Raw genomic sequence first — 20,142 nt, forward strand, 5'->3', positions numbered from 1 at the left:
CCTTCGAAATTTCGATCATCGTTTTACGACCACGCGGCAGCGCGGATAGCATCTGCGGCATTTTCGCTGTACCCGCTGCCAATCGCGACCGCAAACAAGATTGCGCCGAGCGCGGCAATGCCTCGATCTATCTCGTTCATCAACGTTGACGGATTCGCGGCCTGTCAGTGTAGCGCTTCCTTTGCGTGCGGAAAGAATCATCAAGTCTGCGACGCCCCGAAGCGGACGAAGCTCCTCTTGTTGCCTTCGGGGTCGCGGGCGTAGGCGCCATAGAAATCGGGACCATAGAGCGGGCGCGGACCGGGAGCGCCCTCATCGGTCCCACCATGCGACAGCGCGGCGGCGTGGGCGGCGTCGACGGCCGTCTCGCTGTCGCACAGGAAACCGGGCATGATGCCGTTCCCCGCCGTCGCGGGCTGTCCGTCCTGCGGTTTTCCGATCCAGATGCGACGCTCGTCGCGCATCACATAGCAACAGGCCTGATCGCCATATTCGACCTCTAGCCGGCCGCCGAGATGCGGCATGATGGCGTCATAATAGCGCCGCGACCGCGCCATATCGTTGGTGCCGATGGTGATATAGGCGATGGACATGCCTCACTCCCACTCGATCGTCCCCGGCGGTTTCGACGTATAATCGTACACCACGCGGTTGATGCCCTCGACCTCGTTGATGATCCGCGTCGCGCAGCGGGACAGGAAGCTTGCGTCGAAGGGGTAGATGTCGGCGGTCATGCCGTCGGTCGAGGTCACGGCGCGCAGCGCGCAGACATGGTCGTAGGTGCGCCCGTCGCCCATCACGCCGACGGTTTTCACGGGCAGCAAGACCGCGAACGCCTGCCAGATCGCGTCGTAGAGCCCGGCATTACGAATCTCTTCGAGATAGACGGCATCGGCCTTGCGGAGGATGTCGCAGCGGTCCTTCGACACTTCGCCCGGAATGCGGATCGCGAGGCCGGGGCCGGGGAAGGGGTGACGGCCGACGAAGATGTCGGGGAGGCCGAGTTCCTTGCCGAGCAGGCGAACCTCGTCCTTGAACAGTTCGCGTAAGGGTTCGACGAGCTCCATGTTCATGCGTTCGGGGAGGCCGCCGACATTATGGTGGCTTTTGATCGTCACGCTCGGCCCGCCGGTGAACGACACGCTTTCAATCACGTCGGGATAGAGCGTGCCCTGTGCAAGGAAATCGGCGCCGCCGATCTTCTTCGCTTCCTCCTCGAACACATTGATGAATTCGCCGCCGATGAACTTGCGCTTCTTCTCGGGGTCGGTGACTCCCGCGAGGCCGCTCATGAAGCGCTCCTCGGCATCGACGACGACGAGCGGGATGTTGTAATGGTCGCGGAACAGGCGCTCGACCTGCTCACGCTCGTTCATGCGCAGCAGGCCGTGATCGACGAAGACGCAGGTGAGTTGCTCGCCGATCGCCTCGTGGATCAGCACCGCGGCGACCGCGCTGTCGACGCCGCCCGACAGGCCGCAGAGCACGCGCTGGTCGCCGACCTGGGCGCGGATCTCGGCGATTTTTGTCGCGCGGAATTCGGCCATCGTCCAGTCGCCCGAGCAGCCGCAGACATGGCGCACGAAATTGGCGATCAGCTTGCCGCCGTCGGGGGTGTGGACGACCTCGGGGTGGAACTGGGTGCCATAATAGCGGCGCTCGTCGTCGGCGATCAGCGCGAAGGGCGCGCCGTCGCTGATCGCGACGATGCGGAAGCCGGGGGCGAATTCGGTGACGCGGTCGCCGTGGCTCATCCACACCTGATGGCGTGACCCGACCTCCCACAGGCCGTCGAACAGCACGCAAGGTTCGGTGACGGTCAGGAAGGCGCGGCCGAATTCGCCGTCGCGCGTCCCGTCGGCGCCGCCGGGTTCGACCTGTCCGCCGAGTTGCTGGCTCATCACCTGCTGCCCGTAACAGATGCCGAGGATCGGCAGGCCGCTGTCGAAGATCGACTGTGGCGCGCGCGGGCTGCCCGTCGCGGGGACCGACGCCGGCGAGCCCGAAAGGATCACGCCCTTGGGCTGCATCCGTTCGAGCGCGGCTTCGGCGGCGTTGAACGGGACGATCTCGCTATAGACCCCCGCTTCGCGGACGCGGCGGGCGATGAGCTGGGTCACCTGACTGCCGAAATCGACGATCAGGATGGATTCGGCCAGAGCGGCTTGGGAGCGGGCGGCGGTGTCTGGAGTCGGCATGGCTGGCCGATAAAGTGGCGCGGTCCTGCTGTCCAGCGGTCGATATCCACCGTTGGTGGAACAGCGGTGATCCCGACACATTGTTGCGACAATTGCGACATAGATGAACCGCGAACAAAGAGCGGCGTCAGCGGGCGTTAAGCCCCGTCCTGCAAAGAAAAACGAAGATAAAAAGAAACAAGGTTCTCTCCTTATGAATAATGATCGCCTTCTCATTTCGACGCGCGCCGTCTTGCTGGCGGCGGGAGCGTCGCTGGCGCTGCCGGCGATGGCCGATATTCCGATCGGCCCCCCTGCTGTCGCGGCGGTGGCCGAACAGCCCGCTGATCCCGCCGTGGCGGCGTTCCAGGATAGTGAGGATGCCTACGACGATTATAGCGGGAACGAGATCATCGTCACCGCGCCGCGCCTCGCGGGGCAACTCGACACCGAGATCAAGGCCGAGGCCGAACTCGATGAGGCGGCGATCGCCAGCTATGGCGTGTCGAACGTCTCCGAACTGCTCGACGCGCTGGCGCCGCAGACGCGGTCGGGGCGCGGACGCGGCAGCGGCCGTCCGATCATTCTCGTCAACGGCCGACGCATCGGCGGCTTCGGCGAAGTCCGCAACCTGCCGCCCGAAGCGATTGCGAAGGTCGAGATATTCCCCGAAGAGGTCGCGCTCCAATATGGCTATGCCGCGACCGACCGCGTCGTGAACCTTGTCCTCAAGCCCAATTTTCGCCAGCTCTCGGTCGAGGCCGAGGGCGGCGTTCCGACGCAGGGCGGACGGTTCCAGAGCGAGATCGAGCCAAGCTTCGTCGCGATCGGCGAAAAAGGCCGGATCAACCTGAACGGTGGGTGGGCGCATAATAGCATGCTCCTCGAACGCGAACGGAACCTGGGCGATACCGGCCGCAGCCTGCTTCCCGCATCGGATGCCTATTCGATCGACGGGACGATCCAGCGCAGCCTGAACAAGGTCACCGACGCCTCGCTCAACCTGCGTCTCGACCAGACCGACAGCCTGTCGCTGCTTGGCCCCGGCGCGGGCGGAGTGACCGATCCGCTCGAACGCGACAGCCGCAGCCGCAATCTGACCTCGACCGCCAGCGTCAACGGCATGCTCGGCGATTGGCGCTGGTCGCTGTCGGGCAATTATGCCGATGCCGATCAGCGCACCTTCACCGACCGCATCGGCGGCGGACGCGACCGATTCGACAGCAGCCAGCAGACCTTCGGCGGCAGCGCCAACCTGTCGGGGAGCGTTATCGAGGGCTGGGCGGGGCCGATCCGTCTGTCGATGACCGGCAGCTATTCGGGAATCCGCTACGACAGCCAGTCCGACCGCTTCGGCATCGTGACGACGAGCGACCTTGCCCGCGATCTGCCGGGCGTGTTCGGTTCGCTGACCGTTCCGTTGCTCGATCCCGATTATAATGTCGGCAAGATCGGCCGGGTGTCGCTGACTCTGAGCGGAGAGGTCCAGAACCCGAGCGATTTTGCATCGCTGAAAAGCTGGGGTGCCAACCTCAATTGGGGAGTCACCAAAAATCTGTCGGTGATCGCGAGTTTCAACCGCGACGAAGCCGCGCCCGGCATCCAGCAACTCGGCGCGGCGCCTCTCGTGACCCCCGCGGTCACCTATTACGACTTTGCGACCGGGCAGACGGTACAGATCACGACGACCACCGGCGGCAATCCCTTCCTGCTCGCCGAACAGCATCGCGATTTCAAGCTAGGGCTCAACTGGTCGCCGCCGATGATCGACGGGCTCCGGCTCTCTATCAATTACAACAGCAACAAGAGCTATGACACCGCGAACGCCTTTCCGCTGCTGACGCCCGAGATCGAGGCGGCCTTTCCCGACCGCGTGACGCGCGACGCCAATGGCGTGCTGGTCGCGCTCGATCAGCGGCCGGTCAATTTCGATCGCGCCGAAAATTCGCAGATTCGCTGGGGCTTCAACTTCGGGAAGAGCTTTGCCCAGCCGAAGCAGGACGGGTCGCAGGGCGGTGAAGGCGGTCCCCAGCGCGACGGCGCGCGCGGGCCGCGCGGTCAGGGCGGCGCCGGCCGCAGTGGTGGCCGCGGTCGCGGCGGCCCCGGCGGCATGCTCGGCGGGCCGCAGGGCGGCCGCTGGCAAGTGTCGCTCTATCATACGATCAAACTGACCGACACGGTGTTCATCCGCCCAGGCGTACCCGAACTCGACCTGCTGAACGGATCGGCGACCGGCAATGGCGGTGGCAGCAATCGCAATCTCGTCGAACTCGACGGCGGCGTCTTCTACAAGGGGATGGGCGCGCGCGTCAGCGCCAAATATGACAGCGGCAGCACCGTTGTCGGCGGCAGCGCGGGCGACCTCAAATTCGGTGACCTGGCGACCTTCAACCTGCGTTTCTTCATGGATTTCAACCAACAGCCAAAGATGACCAAGTCGCTGCCGTTCCTGAAGAATTCGCGCCTGCGCCTGTCGGTCGATAATCTGTTCGATGCCCAGCGCAAGATCACCGACGCCAACGGCATCGTGCCGATCAACTATCAGCCCGGCTACACCGACCCGCTCGGCCGCTATATCGAACTGGAATGGCGCAAGTCCTTCTAGGCGGGATAGGGTGCGCCCGACGGAGTGATCGCCGCGGGCTCGGCCGACACGAAGGTCAGCGCGCTCAGAAATTGCGCGGTGCAGGCGGTCCAGTTGTAGCGCGCGCCGAGCGCGGCGGCGGCGGCGCGGTCGCAGGTCAGCGCGGCCGCGATCGCACCGTCCAGATTCTCGTCGAGCGCACCCGCGCCATCGCGCACGATGTCGCCCGGTCCGGGCACCGGATAGGCGGCGACCGGGGTGCCGCACGACAGGGCCTCGATGACGACGAGGCCAAAGGTGTCGGTGCGGCTGGGAAAGACGAAGACGTCCGCCCCCGCATAAGCGCGCGCCAGCGCTTCGCCGCCGAGCTTGCCGAGGAAAAGCGCGCCCGGATAGCGCGCCCGAAGCGCCTCGAGCGCGGGGCCGCTGCCGACGATCACCTTGGTTCCGGCTTGCGGGCCGCCGCCGAGAAAAGCGCCGATATTCTTTTCGATCGCGACGCGACCGACATAGAGCTGGATCGGGCGCGCCAGCCCTTCGAACGCCGGATGCGGGGCGCGGTCGGGGTGGAACAGCGCATGATCGACGCCGCGTTCCCAGATCATCGTCCGGGTCAGGCCGTGGTCGGCGAGCTCGCGGGCGAGGCTGTGCGTCGCGACCATGATATGGCGGGCAGGGCGATGAAACCAGCGGATAAAGCGCCAGACGAAAGCGGGCGACACGGGCAACCGCGCCGCAACATATTCGGGAAAGCGCGTGTGATAGGCGGTGGTGAAGGGAAAGCCGCTTTTCAGGCACCAGCGCCGCGCGGCGAGGCCCAGCGGCCCTTCGGTCGAGATATGGATCGCCTGCGGCGCGTGGCGCGCGATCATCCGCCCGACCCTGCGCCAGCCCGCGAAGGCGAGGCGAATCTCGCCATAGCTGGGGCAGGGGATCGAGTGGAACAGGCCCGGTGAAATCACCGCGACCTCATGCCCCGCCTTGCGCAGTTCGCCGATCGTCGCCTGCAAGGTGCGGACGACGCCGTTGACCTGCGGCTCCCATGCGTCGGTGACGATAAGGATTTTCATGCGGCGCGCGCCGGTGCGGGCAGATGGAGTTGCATCGGGGCATTGCGGGCGGCGACCTCCTCGGCCCAGCGGAGAATCTCCATGCGTCCGTCATGATGTTCGACCAGCGCGGTGCAGCCCTCGACCCAGTCGCCGTCGTTATAATAGAGGGCGCCCTCGATCTCGCGCATCTCGGCGCTGTGGATATGGCCGCACACGACGCCGTCGACCCCGCGAGAGCGGGCGGCGTGGGCGACGACCTCTTCATAATGGCCGATGAACTGGACGGCGTTCTTGACCTTGTGCTTGGCGACCATCGACAGCGACCAATAGGGCAAGCCCAATTTGCCACGGATGGCGTTCACCACCCCATTCGCCTTCATCAGCGCGGTGTAGGCGGCGTCGCCGACGAAGGCCAGCCAGCGGTGTGCGAGCATCACCGCGTCGAATTCGTCGCCGTGGACGACGAGCAATGTCTTGCCGTCGGCGGTCTGGTGGATCGCCTCGCGGCGGATTTCGACTCCACCGAAATCGAAGCCGTCGAACGGCTTGACCATCTCGTCATGGTTGCCGGGGACATAGACGACCCGCGTGCCGCGCCGGGCGCGCTTGAGCACGCGCCACACGACGTCATTATGCTCGGGCGGCCAGAAATGCCGCTTCTTGAGCCGCCAGCCGTCGATGATGTCGCCGACCAGATAGAGCGTCTCGCAATCGACATGGTCGAAGAAGTCGATCAGCATCGCGGCGTTGCAGCCGCGCGTGCCAAGATGGATGTCGCTGACCCAGATGCTGCGGTAGCTGCGGCGCTCGCCGATCAGACGTTCGGGGATATGCGGGTCGGACGTGAAGGGGTCGGGGAAGCGGGCAGGGATTGGCAGGGTCGAGATCGAGGCCATGTCACGCACTCCGGGGGCCTTGGCCGAAGGCAGCCTTGGCTGCCCACGGCCTAGACAGGAGTTTTGTTACAGTCTGCGCGATGAAGCCGCGTCGGTTTGATGAAGATTAGGGGGCGGATTTGTGACGGGAATTGGGAAGCCGTCATTGCGAGGAGCGAAGCGATGCGGCAATCTCCGGCTATCGACATGACAGGATGCCGACTGGAGATTGCTTCGTTCCGCTCGCAATGACGATTCTATGGATCAGGTCCGACGGATCACCAGATTGCGGATCTCGCTCATATCCTCCATCGCGAAGCGGATTCCTTCGCGGCCGAGCCCTGAATCCTTCACCCCGCCATAGGGCATGTTATCGACGCGGTAGCTCGACACGTCGTTGACGACGACGCCGCCGACCTCGAGATGGTCCCACGCCTCGAGCACCTTGTGCAGGTCGCGCGTGAAAATGCCGGCCTGGAGGCCGAACTTGCTGTCGTTGACCTCGGCAAGCGCGGTGTCCCAGTCGGTGAAGCGTGACAGGATGGCGACCGGCCCGAACGCCTCTTCGCGATAGGCTTTGGCGCTGCGGTCGACGTCTTCGAGCAAAGTCGCCTCGAGCATCGCGCCCTCGCGCTTGCCGCCGACGAGCAGCTTGGCACCGTTCGCCACCGCTTCCTGAATCCAGCCATCCAGCCGTGCCGCTTCCTTTTCGGAAATCATCGGGCCGATGAAGGTCTTGCGGTCCTTGGGGTCGCCCGCGACCAGCGTCCCGGTCTTTTCGACCAGCATGTCGCGGAACCGGTCGTAGATGTCGGCGTGGATGATGATCCGCTGCACGCCGATGCACGACTGGCCCGATTGATAGAAGGCGCCGAAGACGATCCGCGCGAGCGCATGGTCGAGGTCGGCGTCCTTGTCGACAATCACCGCGGCGTTGCCGCCGAGTTCGAGGACGATTTTTTTCTTGCCCGCCTTGGCCTTCAAATCCCAGCCGACGCCGGGCGAGCCGGTGAAGCTGAGCAGTTTCAGCCGCTCGTCGGTGGTGAACAGGTCGGCGCCGTCGCGGCTTGCGGGCAGGATGCTGAACGCGCCTTCGGGCAAGATGTCGCATTCGGCGAGCACCTCGCCCATGATGATCGCGCCCAAGGGCGTCATCGACGCGGGCTTCATCACGAAGGGGCAACCGATCGCGATCGCCGGTGCGATCTTGTGCGCGGCAAGATTGAGCGGGAAATTGAACGGCGAGATGAAGCTGCACGGCCCGATCGGCACGCGCTTCCACATTCCCATATAACCCTTGGCGCGCGCCGAAATGTCGAGCGGCTGGATCTCGCCATAATTGCGCACCGCTTCCTCGGCAGCGATGCGGAAGGTGTCGATCAGGCGACTGACCTCGCCCTCGGCATCGGCGATCGGCTTGCCAGCCTCGACGCACAGCGCATAGGCAAGCTCGTCGAACCGCTCCTGAAAGCGCCCGACACAATGGGTGAGGACGTCGCGCTTCTCATAGCTCGCCAGCCGCGCCATCGGCTCGGCGGCGCGCACGGCGCCGGCGATCGCTTCGTCGATTACGTCGGGGGTCGCAAGCGCGGTGCGGAACGCGACCTCACCAGTGAACTTGTCGATTACCGCAAGGTCGGTGTTCGGCTGCACCGCCTTGTTGTTGAGGTAGAGCGGGTAGACGTCCTTGAGTTTCATTCCATTTCTCCCCCCTCCCGCTTGCGGGAGGGGTCGGGGGTGGGCAAGCGGCTGGGCGGATTGCCCACCCCGCTGCGACTAGCGAGCAGGCTCGCAAGTCTCGCGGCCCCTCCCGCTTGCGGGAGGGGCAACGGCTTACAACTCCTTCGACAGTTTCTTGATGTCGATGTTCAAAATCTGGTCATTTTCCGAATAGTCGACCGGGCAGTCGATCAGATGCACCCCCGGCGTGTCGCGGGTGTGGGCGAGAAGTTCCTTCAGATGCGCGGCGCTTTCGACGCGGTGGCCGTGGGCGCCATAGGCCTCGGCATATTTGACGAAATCGGGGTTGCCATAGGTCAGTCCCCAATCTTTGAAGCCCATGTTCGCCTGTTTCCAGCGGATCATGCCATAGCTCGAATCGTTGAGGATCAGCACCGTGATGTTGAGCCCTAGGCGGACTGCGGTCTCCATCTCCTGGCTGTTCATCATGAAGCCGCCGTCGCCGCAGATCGCCATCACCTTGCGGTCGGGATAGACCATCGCCGACATCATCGCCGACGGCAGCCCCGCGCCCATCGTCGCGAGCGCATTGTCGAGCAGCACGGTGTTCGGCTTGCACGCGGTGTAGCCGCGCGCGAACCAGATTTTATAGACGCCATTGTCGAGGCAGATGATCCCGTCGTCGGGCATCGCGTCGCGGACCGACTGCACCAGGTGCGGCGGGAAGATCGGGAAGCGCGCGTCGGCGGCGAGCGGTGCGGTATGTTCGACCTCGCCCCGGCGATAGCGCAGCATGTCGTCGAATTTCCAGCCGCCGTTGGGGACGATATCCTCCTTCATCTGCCATACCGCGTTGGCGATATCGCCGATGACCTCGATGTTCGGGAAATAGACCGGATCGACCTCGGCGGTCTTGGTCGACACATGGATCACGGTCGGGCCGCCCTGCTTCATGAAGAAGGGCGGCTTTTCGATGACATCATGGCCGAGATTGACGATGCAGTCCGACGCCTCGACCGCGCGGTGGACGAAATCGCCCGCCGACAGCGCGGCGCAGCCGAGGAATTTCGGGTGCCGCTCGTCGATCACGCCCTTGCCGAGTTGGGTGGTCAGGAAGGGGATGCCGGTCTTTTCGATGAATTGCAGGAGCATCCGGCTGGTCATCGTGCGGTTGGCGCCGGCGCCGATCACCAGCACCGGCGACTTGGCATTTTCCAGCGCCTTCACCGCTTCGCGGATCGATTTGACGTCCGCCGTCGGCCGGCGCGCATGGCTACGCTTCAGCGGCACGCTGTCGGTCTGTTCGTCGGCGATATCTTCGGGCAATTCGATATGCACCGCGCCGGGTTTTTCCTCCTCGGCGAGGCGGAAGGCTTCGCGCACGCGGCTCGGAATATTGTCCGACGACGCCATCTGGTGGGTATATTTGGTGATCGGCCCCATCATCGCGACGACGTCGAGAATCTGGAAGCGCCCCTGTTTCGACTTCTTGATCGGTTTCTGCCCGGTGATCATCATCATCGGCATCCCGCCGAGCTGTGCATAGGCGGCCGCGGTGACGAAGTTGGTCGCGCCGGGGCCGAGCGTGGCGAGGCAGACGCCGGTCTTGCCGGTGTGGCGGCCATAGGTTGCGGCCATGAAGCCCGCGCCCTGTTCGTGCCGGGTCAGGATCAGCTTGATCGTTTTGGAGCGCGACAGACTGTCGAGAAAGTCGAGATTCTCCTCGCCCGGAACGCCGAAAATATATTCGACGCCCTCTTCCTCGAGGCATTCGATGAACAGGTCGGATGCTTTTTTCATGCTAAAGTCGCCCCCTCAGCCACGCCCCTATGGCGCGGCTCTGAATTCGTGCCGGCGACCAGCGGCATCGATGTCGGCGCAGCGGCTCTCGTCGTTGGCCCGCGAGTCCCTGCTGCACTGGATGGGATTTGTAACGAGGGGGGAAGGGGTTGTCACGCGGGGCTTGGTGGAGGCGTAAACCATCGTTGTTGCGAGCGGAGCGACTCCCCTCCCGCAAGCGGGAGGAGCAGCGAGACCTGGGCGCTTTGCGTCCTAGTCGCAGCGGGGGTGGGCCTTCCACGTTGTGCTGGGCAGGATCGCGCAGAGGCCGCAGAGATCGCAGAGAAAGCGGAAAGGGATTCGTGCGGAGGCGCGGAAAACTGCGCAACTTCACTCTGGAATCGCGTTGTGAGGGGAATCGCGTTGCGGGCATTTCTTTCCAAGCATGCTGAATAAGCCATGCGCTCCCACGGAGGCGGGAGCGATCTCCCGTTGGTGATATCTTGAACCGACCGGAGATGAATCCCCGCCTTCGCGCGGAAACGCGAACGCTTCGCGAATGGGCCATCCGACGATGACTGCGCTTTAAAGCCACAAAAGCCCCGCGTGGACGGCACGAAATTGTGTCCTTTGTGGCTTTAAGCGAAACTGTGTGCGGGAGCGCCATTGCGGGCGTGCGGCGCGGGGGAGGCGAGGGCATGAGGTGACGATAACGTGGCCCGATTTTGTAGGACAGCGGATTTTGTCGCCACCCGCTTCGCTCCGCTCGCCATGACGATCCCCACCCATGGCTTCGGCGATGCTCAGTCGATATCGAACAGCCCCGCCAATTGCTCGACCATCGTCCCGCCAAGCTGCTCGGCGTCCATGATCGTCACCGCGCGGCTGTAGTAGCGCGTGACGTCATGGCCGATGCCGATCGCGCAGAGCTCGACCGGCGAGCGGTTCTCGATCCATTCGATCACTTGCCGCAGATGCTGGTCGAGATAGGCGCCATGGTTGACCGACAGCGTGCTGTCGTCGACCGGCGCGCCGTCCGAAATCACCATCAGGATGCGGCGTTCCTCGGGGCGGTTGATGATGCGGTGGTGCGCCCACATCAGGGCTTCGCCGTCGATATTTTCCTTGAGCAGCCCCTCGCGCATCATCAGGCCGAGCGACCGCCGCGCGCGGCGATAGGGTTCGTCGGCGGGCTTGTAGATGATGTGCCGCAGGTCGTTGAGGCGGCCGGGGTGCGGTGGGCGGCCGGCGGCGAGCCAGTCCTCACGGCTCTGCCCGCCCTTCCAGGTGCGGGTGGTGAAGCCGAGGATCTCGGTCTTGACGCCGCAGCGTTCGAGCGTGCGCGCGAGGATGTCGGCGCTGATCGCGGCGATGCTGATCGGCCGCCCGCGCATCGAGCCGCTATTGTCGATCAGCAGCGTGACGACGGTGTCGCGAAAGTCGGTATCGCGTTCGATCTTGTAGGAGAGCGACTGGCCGGGTGAGACGACGACGCGGGCGAGGCGGGCAGCGTCGAGCTGGCCCTCCTCCTGGTCGAAATCCCAGGCGCGATTCTGCTGCGCCATCAGGCGGCGCTGGAGGCGATTCGCGAGCTTGGTCACCGCGCCCTGCAAATGCGTCATCTGCTGGTCGAGATAGGCGCGCAACCGGGTCAGTTCGTCGGCGTCGCAAAGCTCGGTCGCGAGGATGATCTCGTCATGCTTTTCGGTGAAACGCAGATAGTTGAAATCGGGGACGTCGGTCGGCAGGCGGTTGGGGCGCACGGGCAGCATCCCCTCGTCGCCTTCGCCGCCCATTTCGGGCTCGCCGTCGGCCTCCATCTCCTGCGCGTCGGGGTCGGTGTCGCCGTCGTCGGCCTGATCGCCCGCGGTTTCGGCGCGTGCGTCGACCTGGCTTTCTCCGGCGCCGCCGTCCTCGCTTTCCTGCTCTTCCTGGCTGTCGTCGGCCTCCGACTCATCCTCTTCGCCGCTATCGTCCGATCCTTGCTCCAGCGGCTCGTCGCCCTGGATGAGGTCGAGGTGGCGGAGCGCGAGCTTCGCGGTTTCGGCAAAGGCGGCCTGGTCGTCGATCAGCATCGCGAGCGCGGTCAGATCGCCGCCCGCGTCCTGGGTGATCCATTCGCGCACCAGCGACAGGCCGGTCTCGGTCCCTTGCGGCGCCCGGTCGCCGGTCAGCGCCTCGCGCAGCAGCAGTTCGAGCGCGCTCGATATCGGCACATCGTCCTTGGCCTGCGCGCGGGTAATCGGGTCCGACCGCATCCGCATCGCGAGGCTGGCCGACAGATTGGCGCGCATCCCCGCCATGTTGCGCGCACCGAGCGCCTCGACCCGCGCGCGCTCCATCGCGTCGAACGCGGCAGCGGCCAGCGGCTCCGCCGGACGCGCGGCGTTGTGGAGCTTTTCGCTGTGATGCTTCATGCGCAGCGCATAGCCGTCGGCGAAACCGCGCGCTTCGGCGACCTGGTCGCGCGGCAGGGTGCGCGACGGGGTCGGCACCTTGATCGCCTTGCCGATCTGCGCCGGGGCGTCGGCGGTAAAGCCGACCTCGACCTCCGGGTCGCGGGTAACCGCGCGCGCGACGCTCGACAGCGCGGTTTTCAGATCGTCGAGAGGAGATTGGGACGCCATGATGAGTCGGCTCTAACCAGCTTTTGAGATGGAAGGAAGGGTCCGGAGTGACGAGGGAGGGGATGGCCGTTCGCGCTTCAATCCTCTTCGTCGCCGGCGGTGCGGTGGCAGATGACATTATCGTCGGGTTGGGGATCGGCAGGGTCGGGGATCAGGCGAAAGACGTAAGCCCATGGCGTCGCGATGCGCTCGGGCCGGGTGCGCTTGCCGTCGACGACGTCGACGAAATCGCGGCAGGCCGCCGCGCTGCGCAGAAAATTGCTGTGTCCGGTCGATCCGCGCGAAACGTCGGTCGTGTCGATCACCGTCACGCCCGGCACGGCCTTGACGTAGCAGCGTTCGGGCTGCCCCTTCGCCCGAAGGTCGGCCGCCTCGAACGGATCGAAGCAATAGGGCGAGCCGAGCCGCGGATAGCCGTGCAACACGCGCGAGGCGGCGAGCGCCTTGTCCTTCAGCGAGACATAGATGGTGACGCGCCGCCCACGCTCGACTCGTTCGGGCGCGAGGACATCGTCGGCGGTGTCGCGCTCGAACGTCTCGCGGTCTATGTCGGGCGAGGCGAGGATGATGTTGGAGATGTTCGTCGCGCGTCCGGCGCGGCGCGACAGGCGGTCGGCGGTGGCGATCGCGGGGATCACCAGCCGCGCGCCGAGCGAGTGCGACACGATCACGATTTCCTTGACCCACGGCCGATCGGCAAGGGTTCGCAGGACGTCGCCGAAATGGCGCACGTCGTGATACATATTGGTCTCGTCGACCGCATATTTCAGCACTTCGCCCTGCGAGGGCCAGCTATATTCGATCACCGGCCCGTCGAAACCCGTCATGCGCGCGATCTGCGCGGCGTCCTTCGACGTCGTCTCGAACGTCTCGCGATAGCCGTGGACATAAAGGAGGACGCGGCCCTGCCGCCGGTCGGTCTCGGCCTGAAGCGCCTGCCACCAGTCGCCTTCATTCTGGAACGCCATTGGCGTGCGCAGTTTTTTCTTGCCGCCGACCTCGGTCTCGCGCGGCGCGGCGAAGCGGCCGTAGCGCAGCGTGTCGCCGCGATGATTGGTGAGCGCGATCGCCTCGGTGCGGCAATCGGGCAGCCGACTGGTCACGAAGAACAACGGTAGCGCCGCCTCGTCGACCGGCGCCCCCGCCTGGGCGGTGCAGCGCGGGTCGGCGACATAGGCGGCGTGGCGGACATCGCCGTAGTCGACGGGCGAGATGCAGCCGGAAAGGAGTAGGCAGGCGAGAGCCGCAAGGAGGCGCATCGCGCAACGCTGGCAGAGCCGGCGACGCTTTGGAAGTTGATAATGGGGGGAAGGCAAAAATGGATCGAACAGGAGTATTGATCGAGTAATACACTTCATCTATCGCGACCGAACGCCGTGAGCGGCGATCGAGGGAGAAAGTCATGTCGCTATTTGCTGCTCTGCTGTTCGTCGCGGGAACCAACGCGCCGCCGCCCTATGCGCCGTCCTTCGATCCGGCGGCGCTCAAGGCCGGTACGGCGGGCGAACTGCTCGTTCTTGGCACGCCCCATCTTTCGGGGCTTCCCGACGGGTTTTCGGCCGTCAGCCTCGACCCGCTGCTCGCGCGGCTTGCGGCGTGGAAGCCACGGATCATCACGATCGAGGGCGTTTCCGGCCCTGATTGCGATATGCTGCTGAGCTACAAGCCGCTCTATCCTGACGTGTACGACACTTATTGCTGGGACCCCGAACCGGCTCGCAAGGCGACCGGGCTCGACGTTCCGGCGGCCACTGCCGAGGCCGGGCGCCTCCTTGCGGCATGGCCCGCGAATCCCGCCGCCGCCGAGCGGCGCCATCTGGCCGCGGTCTTCCTCGCGGGCGGTGAGCAGGCGTCGGCGCTCGTGCAATGGCTTCGGCTGCCCACCGCCGAACGGCACGCGGGCGACGGACTCGACGCGGCGCTCACGGAGCGACTCGACACGCTGACGACCCGTCGCAACGAGAATTTCCTGATCGCCTCCACGCTCGCGGCGCGGCTGGGGCTGGAGCGCGTTTATTCGGTCGACGATCACAGCGCCGATGCGACGACCGCGTGGCTGAACGACGATGCCGGATTCAACGCGGCCTTGCAGCGGATCTGGAACAATCCGGTCGCGAAGGAACGGGCCGCCGCCGACAAGGCGCTGGAGGCGAAGCTCGACGGGGCCGGCCTGCTCGACCTCTATCGCGCCTATAACAGTCCTGCGACGGCGCGCGTGGCGTATGACAGCGATTTCGGCGCGGCGCTTGCTGATGCGACGCCGCAGAATTACGGCCGTCGCTACGTCGGCTGGTGGGAAACGCGCAACCTGCGCATGGCCGCGAACATCCGCGCGGCGATGGCGGCGCAGCCGGGCGCACGCACGCTCAGCATTGTCGGCGCGTCGCACAAGGGCTATTTTGAAGCCTATCTGAATCGGATGCACGACGTCCGGCTGGCCGATGCCGAGACCATATTGAAATGACGGTGCGGGGCGGCGTGTCGCCGCCCCGGCCGCTTACTTGCCGATGATACCCTCAGGCAAATCCTCGCCGAACACGCGCTGATAATATTCGGCGACGATCATCCGTTCGGCCTCGTCGCATTTGTTGAGGAAGGTGAGGCGGAAGGCGAAGCCGAGATTGTTGAAGATCGCGGCATTCTGTGCCCAGCTGATCACGGTGCGCGGGCTCATGACGGTCGAGATGTCGCCGTTGATGAAGCCTTGGCGCGACAGGTCGGCGACCTTGACCATATTGGCGACGGTCGTGTCGTCGGTGCCGGGCACCTTGGCGAGGATGATCGCGCTTTCGGTCGCGGCGGGAAGATAGTTCAGCGTGACGACGATGTTCCAGCGGTCCATCTGGCCCTGGTTGATCTGCTGCGTGCCATGATAAAGGCCGCTCGTATCGCCGAGCCCGACGGTGTTCGCGGTCGAGAACAGGCGGAAATGCGGGTTCGGGCGGATCACGCGATTCTGGTCGAGCAGGGTCAGCTTGCCTTCGGCCTCGAGCACGCGCTGGATCACGAACATCACGTCAGGGCGTCCCGCGTCATATTCGTCGAAAACGAGCGCGGTCGGGGTCTGGAGCGCCCAGGGGAGCAGGCCTTCGCGAAATTCGGTGACCTGCTGGCCTTCGCGCAGCACGATCGCGTCGCGGCCGACAAGGTCGATACGGCTGATATGCGCGTCGAGGTTGACGCGGATGCACGGCCATTTGAGTCGCGCGGCGACCTGTTCGATATGGGTCGACTTGCCGGTGCCGTGGTAGCCCTGCACCATCACGCGGCGGTTGAACTTGAAGCCGGCGAGGATCGCGAGCGTCGTGTCGCCGTCGAAAACATAGGCGGGGTCGAGGTCGGGGACGCGCTCGTCCGCTTCGCTGAACGCCGGGATCTTCATGTCGATATCGACCCCGAAAACCTCGCGCGCATCGACCTCGATATCGGGGGCGGCGAGCAGGGTCGCGCCATGATGGTCGGGGAGGCTGTTCGGGATATCGGTCATCATCGCATCCATAGTTTCATGATCGTCATGCTGAACTGGTTTCAGCATCCATGGCCTTGGCCCTCGTTTGACGCGGCGCCAGCGGAAAGGTCGGGCCATGGACCCTGAAACACGTTCAGGGTGACGGGGAAGAGGAGTCGGCGCATTTCCGCCGACCGTCGGAGCGCGGTATCGCCATGGGTTGCGGCTTGCAACGGCTTATTCAGAAGAGGCCGAGCGCTTTCATCACCGCCGACTGGTCGTAATAGGGCCGCTCGCAGACGATCCGGTCGCCGCCCGGCGCGAATTCGAAGCTCGCCGCCATGCGGACGCGGAAGGCCTTGCCGGTCGCCTCGATCGTCCGCAGACCGAGGCGCAGCGGGCCGAGGTGGGTGCCGGTCAGCCAGAATTCGACGAGCACGCTGTCGGTCGCTGCGTCGGCGGCGATCGCGATCACTTCGTTCGCCTGGTCGGGAAAAGGCTCGCGCGAGGCGGCGAAATAGGACCGCACCGCCGCCTCGCCGTCGAAGATGGTGCCGGGGCCGAGCAGTTCGTAGCGCGGATGCTCGAAGGTCGCGAGGACGCCGTCCCAGTCGTGCGTGATCTCCAGCGCCATGTGGCGGCGCACGGTTTCGATCCGCCGCGTGTTCAGATCGTCCATTGTCCCTCTCCTATGCGAAGGCCTTTGTTTTTCGCAGCAATTGATAGGCCGCGACGACTTCGCCGAGCCTCGCCTCGAAACTCCGGTCGCCGCCGTTGCGGTCGGGGTGATATTTGCGGACGAGTTCGCTGTAGCGACGGCGGAGCGCCGCGCGGTCGGCCTCGGGCGAAAGGCCCATGAGCGCCAGGGCGCGATGCTCCTCGCGGTTGAAGCGCGGGTCGGCGGCCTCGCGCCGCGCTTCGTCCATCCGCTGGCGAAAGCGCGCGCCGAGCGCCTCCATCGGGTCCTTGAAATCGGCCCAGCGCGGCGGCAGGTCGGCGCTGCCCGCGGCGCGAAAGGCGCGGCTTTCGGTTTCCCAGCCGGCAGTGGGCGACTGCGCCGCCATGATCTGGTCGGCGTTCATGCCCTCGAAGAAATTATAGCCCGCGTTGAATTCGCGGACATGGTCGAGGCACAGATAGCGATAGGGCGGTGGGCCGTCGGGCGAACGGTGCTGCGTCGCGGGGGCGCGGAATTCGCCGGGTTCGCGGCAACCGGGAACGGCGCAGGCGGCTTCGCGCGCGACGCGGCCATGGAATCGGGGGGAGCGGGGGCTTGTCATGTGGCGTATCCGGTCCCAACATGGCTGCATGACACAAAAAGGTCCAGTGCAACACGAGATGGAGGAGCGGCTGACGGCGGCTTTTCCCGATGCCGATTTCGTCCTCAGTAACGACAGTGCCAAACATCACGGCCATGCCGGCGACGATGGGTCGGGCGAATCGCATTTCAGCCTGACCATCGAGTGGGCCGGTTTTTCGGGTCAGAATCGCGTCGCGCGTCAGCGCGCGGTGAACAAGGCGCTCGGCGACCTGCCGGGGAACCGCGTCCATGCGCTGGCGATCAAGGCCAGCGCGCCGGGGGAATAGGACGCTGGATGGCAGAGCACCGCATCTATCGCATGAGCTTTGCGAAGGTTTATCCCCTTCTGGTCGCCAAGGCGGAGCGCAAGGGACGGACGAAGGTCGAGGTCGACGAAATCATCCGCTGGCTGACCGGCTATAGCCAGTCGCAACTGGACGAGCAGATCGCGGCCGGAATCGATTTTGCCGGCTTCTTCGCCGCCGCGCCCGCGATGAACGCAGCGCGCGCGCAAATCCGGGGCGTCGTTTGCGGCGTGCGGGTCGAAGACATCGCCGAGCCGCTGATGCGCGAGATTCGCTATCTCGACAAGCTGATCGACGAACTCGCCAAGGGGAAGGCGATGGAGAAGATATTGCGGACGGACGCGCCGTGACGATCGACAAGGTCAATCTTGCCGAGGCCTTCGCGACCTTCCACGATCACTGGAACCCGCGTGTCGCGGGCGACATCAATGATTTCCAGGTCAAGCTGGTGAAACTCGACGGCAAATTCGACTGGCATCACCATGATGTGGAAGACGAATTGTTCCTTGTCGTTTCAGGACAGATGAAGATGGCGTTTCGCGAGCGCGAGGTGATCGTCGGGCCAGGCGAGTTCATCATCGTCCCCCACGGCACTGAGCATTGCCCCGAGGCGCTGGACGGCGAATGCCACGTCCTGCTGCTCGAACCCAATTCGACACGCAACACGGGCAATGCCGAAACCGACAGGACGCGGGGGATGCTTGAACGGCTCGGATGAATGTGTTCAGCGGGCGAGCTTGAAGAACATCAGATAGACAAGGCGACCGTTTTCGATGCTGTCGCCAAAACCTGGTCCCGCCGTATGCCATAGCCAGGGGCGCAACATGACGAGGCGGTTATAGCGCATCGGAGCGGTCATCACCTGGTCCCAGGCATCGGGGTTCTTGCTGTCGCGTTCGATGACCTCGCGGTGCATCTGGGCGACGTCCATGAAGCCCATTGCCTCGAGTTCGGCCTGATCGCGGGGCGCTCGCTCGCTGTTGGTTGCCTTGTGGCGAAAGAATTCGGTTCCGCCCCGACAGTCCTGAGGGCGGCTTAGGTAGAGGATTCCCGACCAGTGGCTGCTATCGATATGGACATGGGCGCGGCCGATATCCTTCGCCAGCGTGATCCGGCATTTTGCGTGCGAAAGTGGTGAACCGCTTGCCTCCAGAGGCTCACCGACCAGATCCGACGCGAATTGGTCGAGCCCCTCGATATTGATGCGCTCGATCGAGTTGCGTCCTGGAAACGCGCCCTGCTGATCGGGATAGGTCAAACGCAACGCCGCGGCGCGAAGCGGGTCGGGGTCGTCGAGGAAATCGTCGACGATAATGATCGAGGTCGGCATCGCACGGCCCTAGCAACGGGTGCGCCGTTGTGCAAAACATCGACTCCTCCCGGACAAGGACATGCGCCGATGGCCCATAGAGATTTTTTCCAGATTATCACCCCCTCGACCCACGATATCGGCGCCTTCGACGTGCGGCGAACCCTGCCGAACAAGGAGCGGACGATGGTTGGTCCCTTCATCTTCGTCGATCAGTTCGGCCCGGCGCATTTCGACATCGGGCAGGGGATGGACGTGCGGCCGCATCCGCATATCAACCTGTCGACGCTGACCTATCTTTTCGAGGGGGCGATCGACCATCGCGACAGCCTGGGCACGCAGGCGACGATCCGTCCCGGCGCGTGCAACCTGATGACGGCGGGGCGCGGGATCGTCCATTCGGAGCGCACCCCGCAGGCCGAGCGCGCCACCGGATCGCCGATTTCGGGGATGCAGACCTGGCTCGCGCTGCCCGACGATAAGGAAGAGATCGACCCGGCGTTCGAGCATGTTGCGGCCAAAGACCTGCCGCTTATCGAGGATGGGGCGGTTTCGGCGCGGGTGATCATGGGCAGCCTGTGGGGCGCGACCGCGCCGACGACGCAGCATAGTGCGACCATCTATGCCGATATAGGGATGAATGCAGGCTCCAGCCTGCCGATCGAGGCCGAGGCCGACGAGCGCGCGGTGCTCGTCGCGATGGGCGATGCGAGCCTCGATGGCGAGGCGCTCGACCGCTACAGCCTCTATATCCTCAAACCGGGCGAAGCGATGACACTGCGCGCGGCGACCGACGCGCGGGTGATGCTGCTCGGCGGCGAGGCGTTTTCAACGCCGCGGCATTTGTGGTGGAATTTCGTCAGCTCGTCGCGCGACCGGATCAACGAAGCGAAGCACGACTGGAAGGCCCGCAAATTCCCGTTGGTGCCCGGCGATAGCGAGGAATATATCCCGCTGCCGGGGATGCCGAAAACGCCAACTTATCCCTGACTTCTGGCGGCGGTTA

18 protein-coding genes are annotated in these 20,142 nt (G+C 64.8%); 6 read left to right on the forward strand and 12 right to left on the reverse strand.

Going from position 1 to position 20,142, the window contains the following annotated elements:
• Positions 1 to 200: 200 nt before the first annotated feature.
• Together CVO77_RS17845 and guaA are read right to left on the reverse strand one after the other, a co-directional pair.
• On the reverse strand, positions 201 to 593 hold the full coding sequence (locus CVO77_RS17845; protein WP_106000215.1) for a VOC family protein: 393 nt from the start codon (positions 591 to 593) through the stop codon (positions 201 to 203).
• A gap of 3 nt (positions 594 to 596) precedes the next feature.
• Positions 597 to 2,198, reverse strand: a complete 1,602-nt coding sequence (gene guaA / locus CVO77_RS17850) for a glutamine-hydrolyzing GMP synthase (RefSeq protein WP_106000216.1) — start codon at positions 2,196 to 2,198, stop codon at positions 597 to 599.
• Positions 2,199 to 2,391: 193 nt separating this feature from the next.
• On the opposite strand from guaA, the gene CVO77_RS17855 reads away from it, so the two are divergent.
• A complete protein-coding gene (locus CVO77_RS17855; protein WP_106000217.1) occupies positions 2,392 to 4,782 on the forward strand; it encodes a TonB-dependent receptor plug domain-containing protein in 2,391 nt (796 codons plus the stop codon).
• On the opposite strand, the gene CVO77_RS17860 is transcribed toward CVO77_RS17855, so the two are convergent.
• The 6 genes from CVO77_RS17860 to CVO77_RS17885 all read right to left on the reverse strand — a co-directional run bounded on the left by CVO77_RS17860 (position 4,779) and on the right by CVO77_RS17885 (position 14,033).
• On the reverse strand, positions 4,779 to 5,831 hold the full coding sequence (locus tag CVO77_RS17860; protein ID WP_106000218.1) for a glycosyltransferase family 4 protein: 1,053 nt from the start codon (positions 5,829 to 5,831) through the stop codon (positions 4,779 to 4,781). The genes CVO77_RS17855 and CVO77_RS17860 overlap by 4 nt on opposite strands.
• On the reverse strand, positions 5,828 to 6,709 hold the full coding sequence (locus CVO77_RS17865) for a UDP-2,3-diacylglucosamine diphosphatase (protein ID WP_106000219.1): 882 nt from the start codon (positions 6,707 to 6,709) through the stop codon (positions 5,828 to 5,830). Before CVO77_RS17865 ends, CVO77_RS17860 begins: the two co-directional genes overlap by 4 nt.
• A 243-nt stretch (positions 6,710 to 6,952) precedes the next feature.
• A complete protein-coding gene (locus CVO77_RS17870) occupies positions 6,953 to 8,386 on the reverse strand; it encodes an aldehyde dehydrogenase family protein (protein ID WP_106000220.1) in 1,434 nt (477 codons plus the stop codon).
• Positions 8,387 to 8,521: 135 nt separating this feature from the next.
• Entirely contained in the window at positions 8,522 to 10,168 is a 1,647-nt protein-coding gene (locus tag CVO77_RS17875) for an acetolactate synthase large subunit (RefSeq protein ID WP_106000221.1), read from the reverse strand.
• A 782-nt stretch (positions 10,169 to 10,950) separates the two neighbouring features.
• A complete protein-coding gene (cobT, locus tag CVO77_RS17880; RefSeq protein WP_106000222.1) occupies positions 10,951 to 12,774 on the reverse strand; it encodes a cobaltochelatase subunit CobT in 1,824 nt (607 codons plus the stop codon).
• 77 nt (positions 12,775 to 12,851) lie between these two features.
• Positions 12,852 to 14,033, reverse strand: coding sequence for an alpha/beta hydrolase (locus CVO77_RS17885; RefSeq protein WP_106000223.1), 1,182 nt, complete (start codon positions 14,031 to 14,033; stop codon positions 12,852 to 12,854).
• A gap of 143 nt (positions 14,034 to 14,176) precedes the next feature.
• Between CVO77_RS17885 and CVO77_RS17890 the strand changes: the two genes are divergently transcribed.
• Entirely contained in the window at positions 14,177 to 15,238 is a 1,062-nt protein-coding gene (locus tag CVO77_RS17890) for a DUF5694 domain-containing protein (RefSeq protein WP_106000224.1), read from the forward strand.
• A 33-nt stretch (positions 15,239 to 15,271) separates the two neighbouring features.
• On the opposite strand, the gene cobS is transcribed toward CVO77_RS17890, so the two are convergent.
• The 3 genes from cobS to CVO77_RS17905 all read right to left on the reverse strand — a co-directional run bounded on the left by cobS (position 15,272) and on the right by CVO77_RS17905 (position 17,502).
• Positions 15,272 to 16,261: a cobaltochelatase subunit CobS gene (gene cobS / locus CVO77_RS17895; protein WP_106000933.1), complete on the reverse strand. Its 990-nt coding sequence runs from the start codon at positions 16,259 to 16,261 to the stop codon at positions 15,272 to 15,274.
• A gap of 202 nt (positions 16,262 to 16,463) precedes the next feature.
• Positions 16,464 to 16,901 carry an ester cyclase gene (locus CVO77_RS17900; protein ID WP_106000225.1) on the reverse strand — a complete coding sequence of 146 codons (438 nt, stop codon included), beginning with the start codon at positions 16,899 to 16,901 and terminating at the stop codon, positions 16,464 to 16,466.
• 10 nt (positions 16,902 to 16,911) lie between these two features.
• Positions 16,912 to 17,502, reverse strand: coding sequence for a J domain-containing protein (locus CVO77_RS17905; RefSeq protein WP_106000226.1), 591 nt, complete (start codon positions 17,500 to 17,502; stop codon positions 16,912 to 16,914).
• Positions 17,503 to 17,560: 58 nt separating this feature from the next.
• Between CVO77_RS17905 and CVO77_RS17910 the strand changes: the two genes are divergently transcribed.
• The 3 genes from CVO77_RS17910 to CVO77_RS17920 are packed head-to-tail and all read left to right on the forward strand — an operon-like array spanning position 17,561 to position 18,545.
• The gene (locus CVO77_RS17910; protein WP_106000227.1) at positions 17,561 to 17,809 is read left to right on the forward strand and encodes a BolA family protein; all 249 of its coding nucleotides are present in this window, start codon (positions 17,561 to 17,563) and stop codon (positions 17,807 to 17,809) included.
• Positions 17,810 to 17,817: 8 nt separating this feature from the next.
• Positions 17,818 to 18,177 (forward strand): DUF2200 domain-containing protein, encoded by a 360-nt coding sequence (locus CVO77_RS17915; protein WP_106000228.1) that lies wholly within the window; start codon positions 17,818 to 17,820, stop codon positions 18,175 to 18,177.
• The gene (locus CVO77_RS17920; RefSeq protein WP_197709649.1) at positions 18,174 to 18,545 is read left to right on the forward strand and encodes a cupin domain-containing protein; all 372 of its coding nucleotides are present in this window, start codon (positions 18,174 to 18,176) and stop codon (positions 18,543 to 18,545) included. The genes CVO77_RS17915 and CVO77_RS17920 overlap by 4 nt, the downstream gene beginning before the upstream one ends.
• Positions 18,546 to 18,551: 6 nt before the next feature.
• Here the strand turns inward: CVO77_RS17920 and CVO77_RS17925 are convergent, their stop codons facing one another.
• Positions 18,552 to 19,157, reverse strand: coding sequence for a DUF6445 family protein (locus CVO77_RS17925; protein ID WP_106000229.1), 606 nt, complete (start codon positions 19,155 to 19,157; stop codon positions 18,552 to 18,554).
• 69 nt (positions 19,158 to 19,226) lie between these two features.
• On the opposite strand from CVO77_RS17925, the gene CVO77_RS17930 reads away from it, so the two are divergent.
• The gene (locus CVO77_RS17930; protein WP_106000230.1) at positions 19,227 to 20,126 is read left to right on the forward strand and encodes a pirin family protein; all 900 of its coding nucleotides are present in this window, start codon (positions 19,227 to 19,229) and stop codon (positions 20,124 to 20,126) included.
• Positions 20,127 to 20,142: the final 16 nt, after the last annotated feature.

The sequence above is a fragment of the Sphingopyxis lindanitolerans genome (assembly GCF_002993885.1).
GTDB classification, from domain to species: domain Bacteria; phylum Pseudomonadota; class Alphaproteobacteria; order Sphingomonadales; family Sphingomonadaceae; genus Sphingopyxis; species Sphingopyxis lindanitolerans.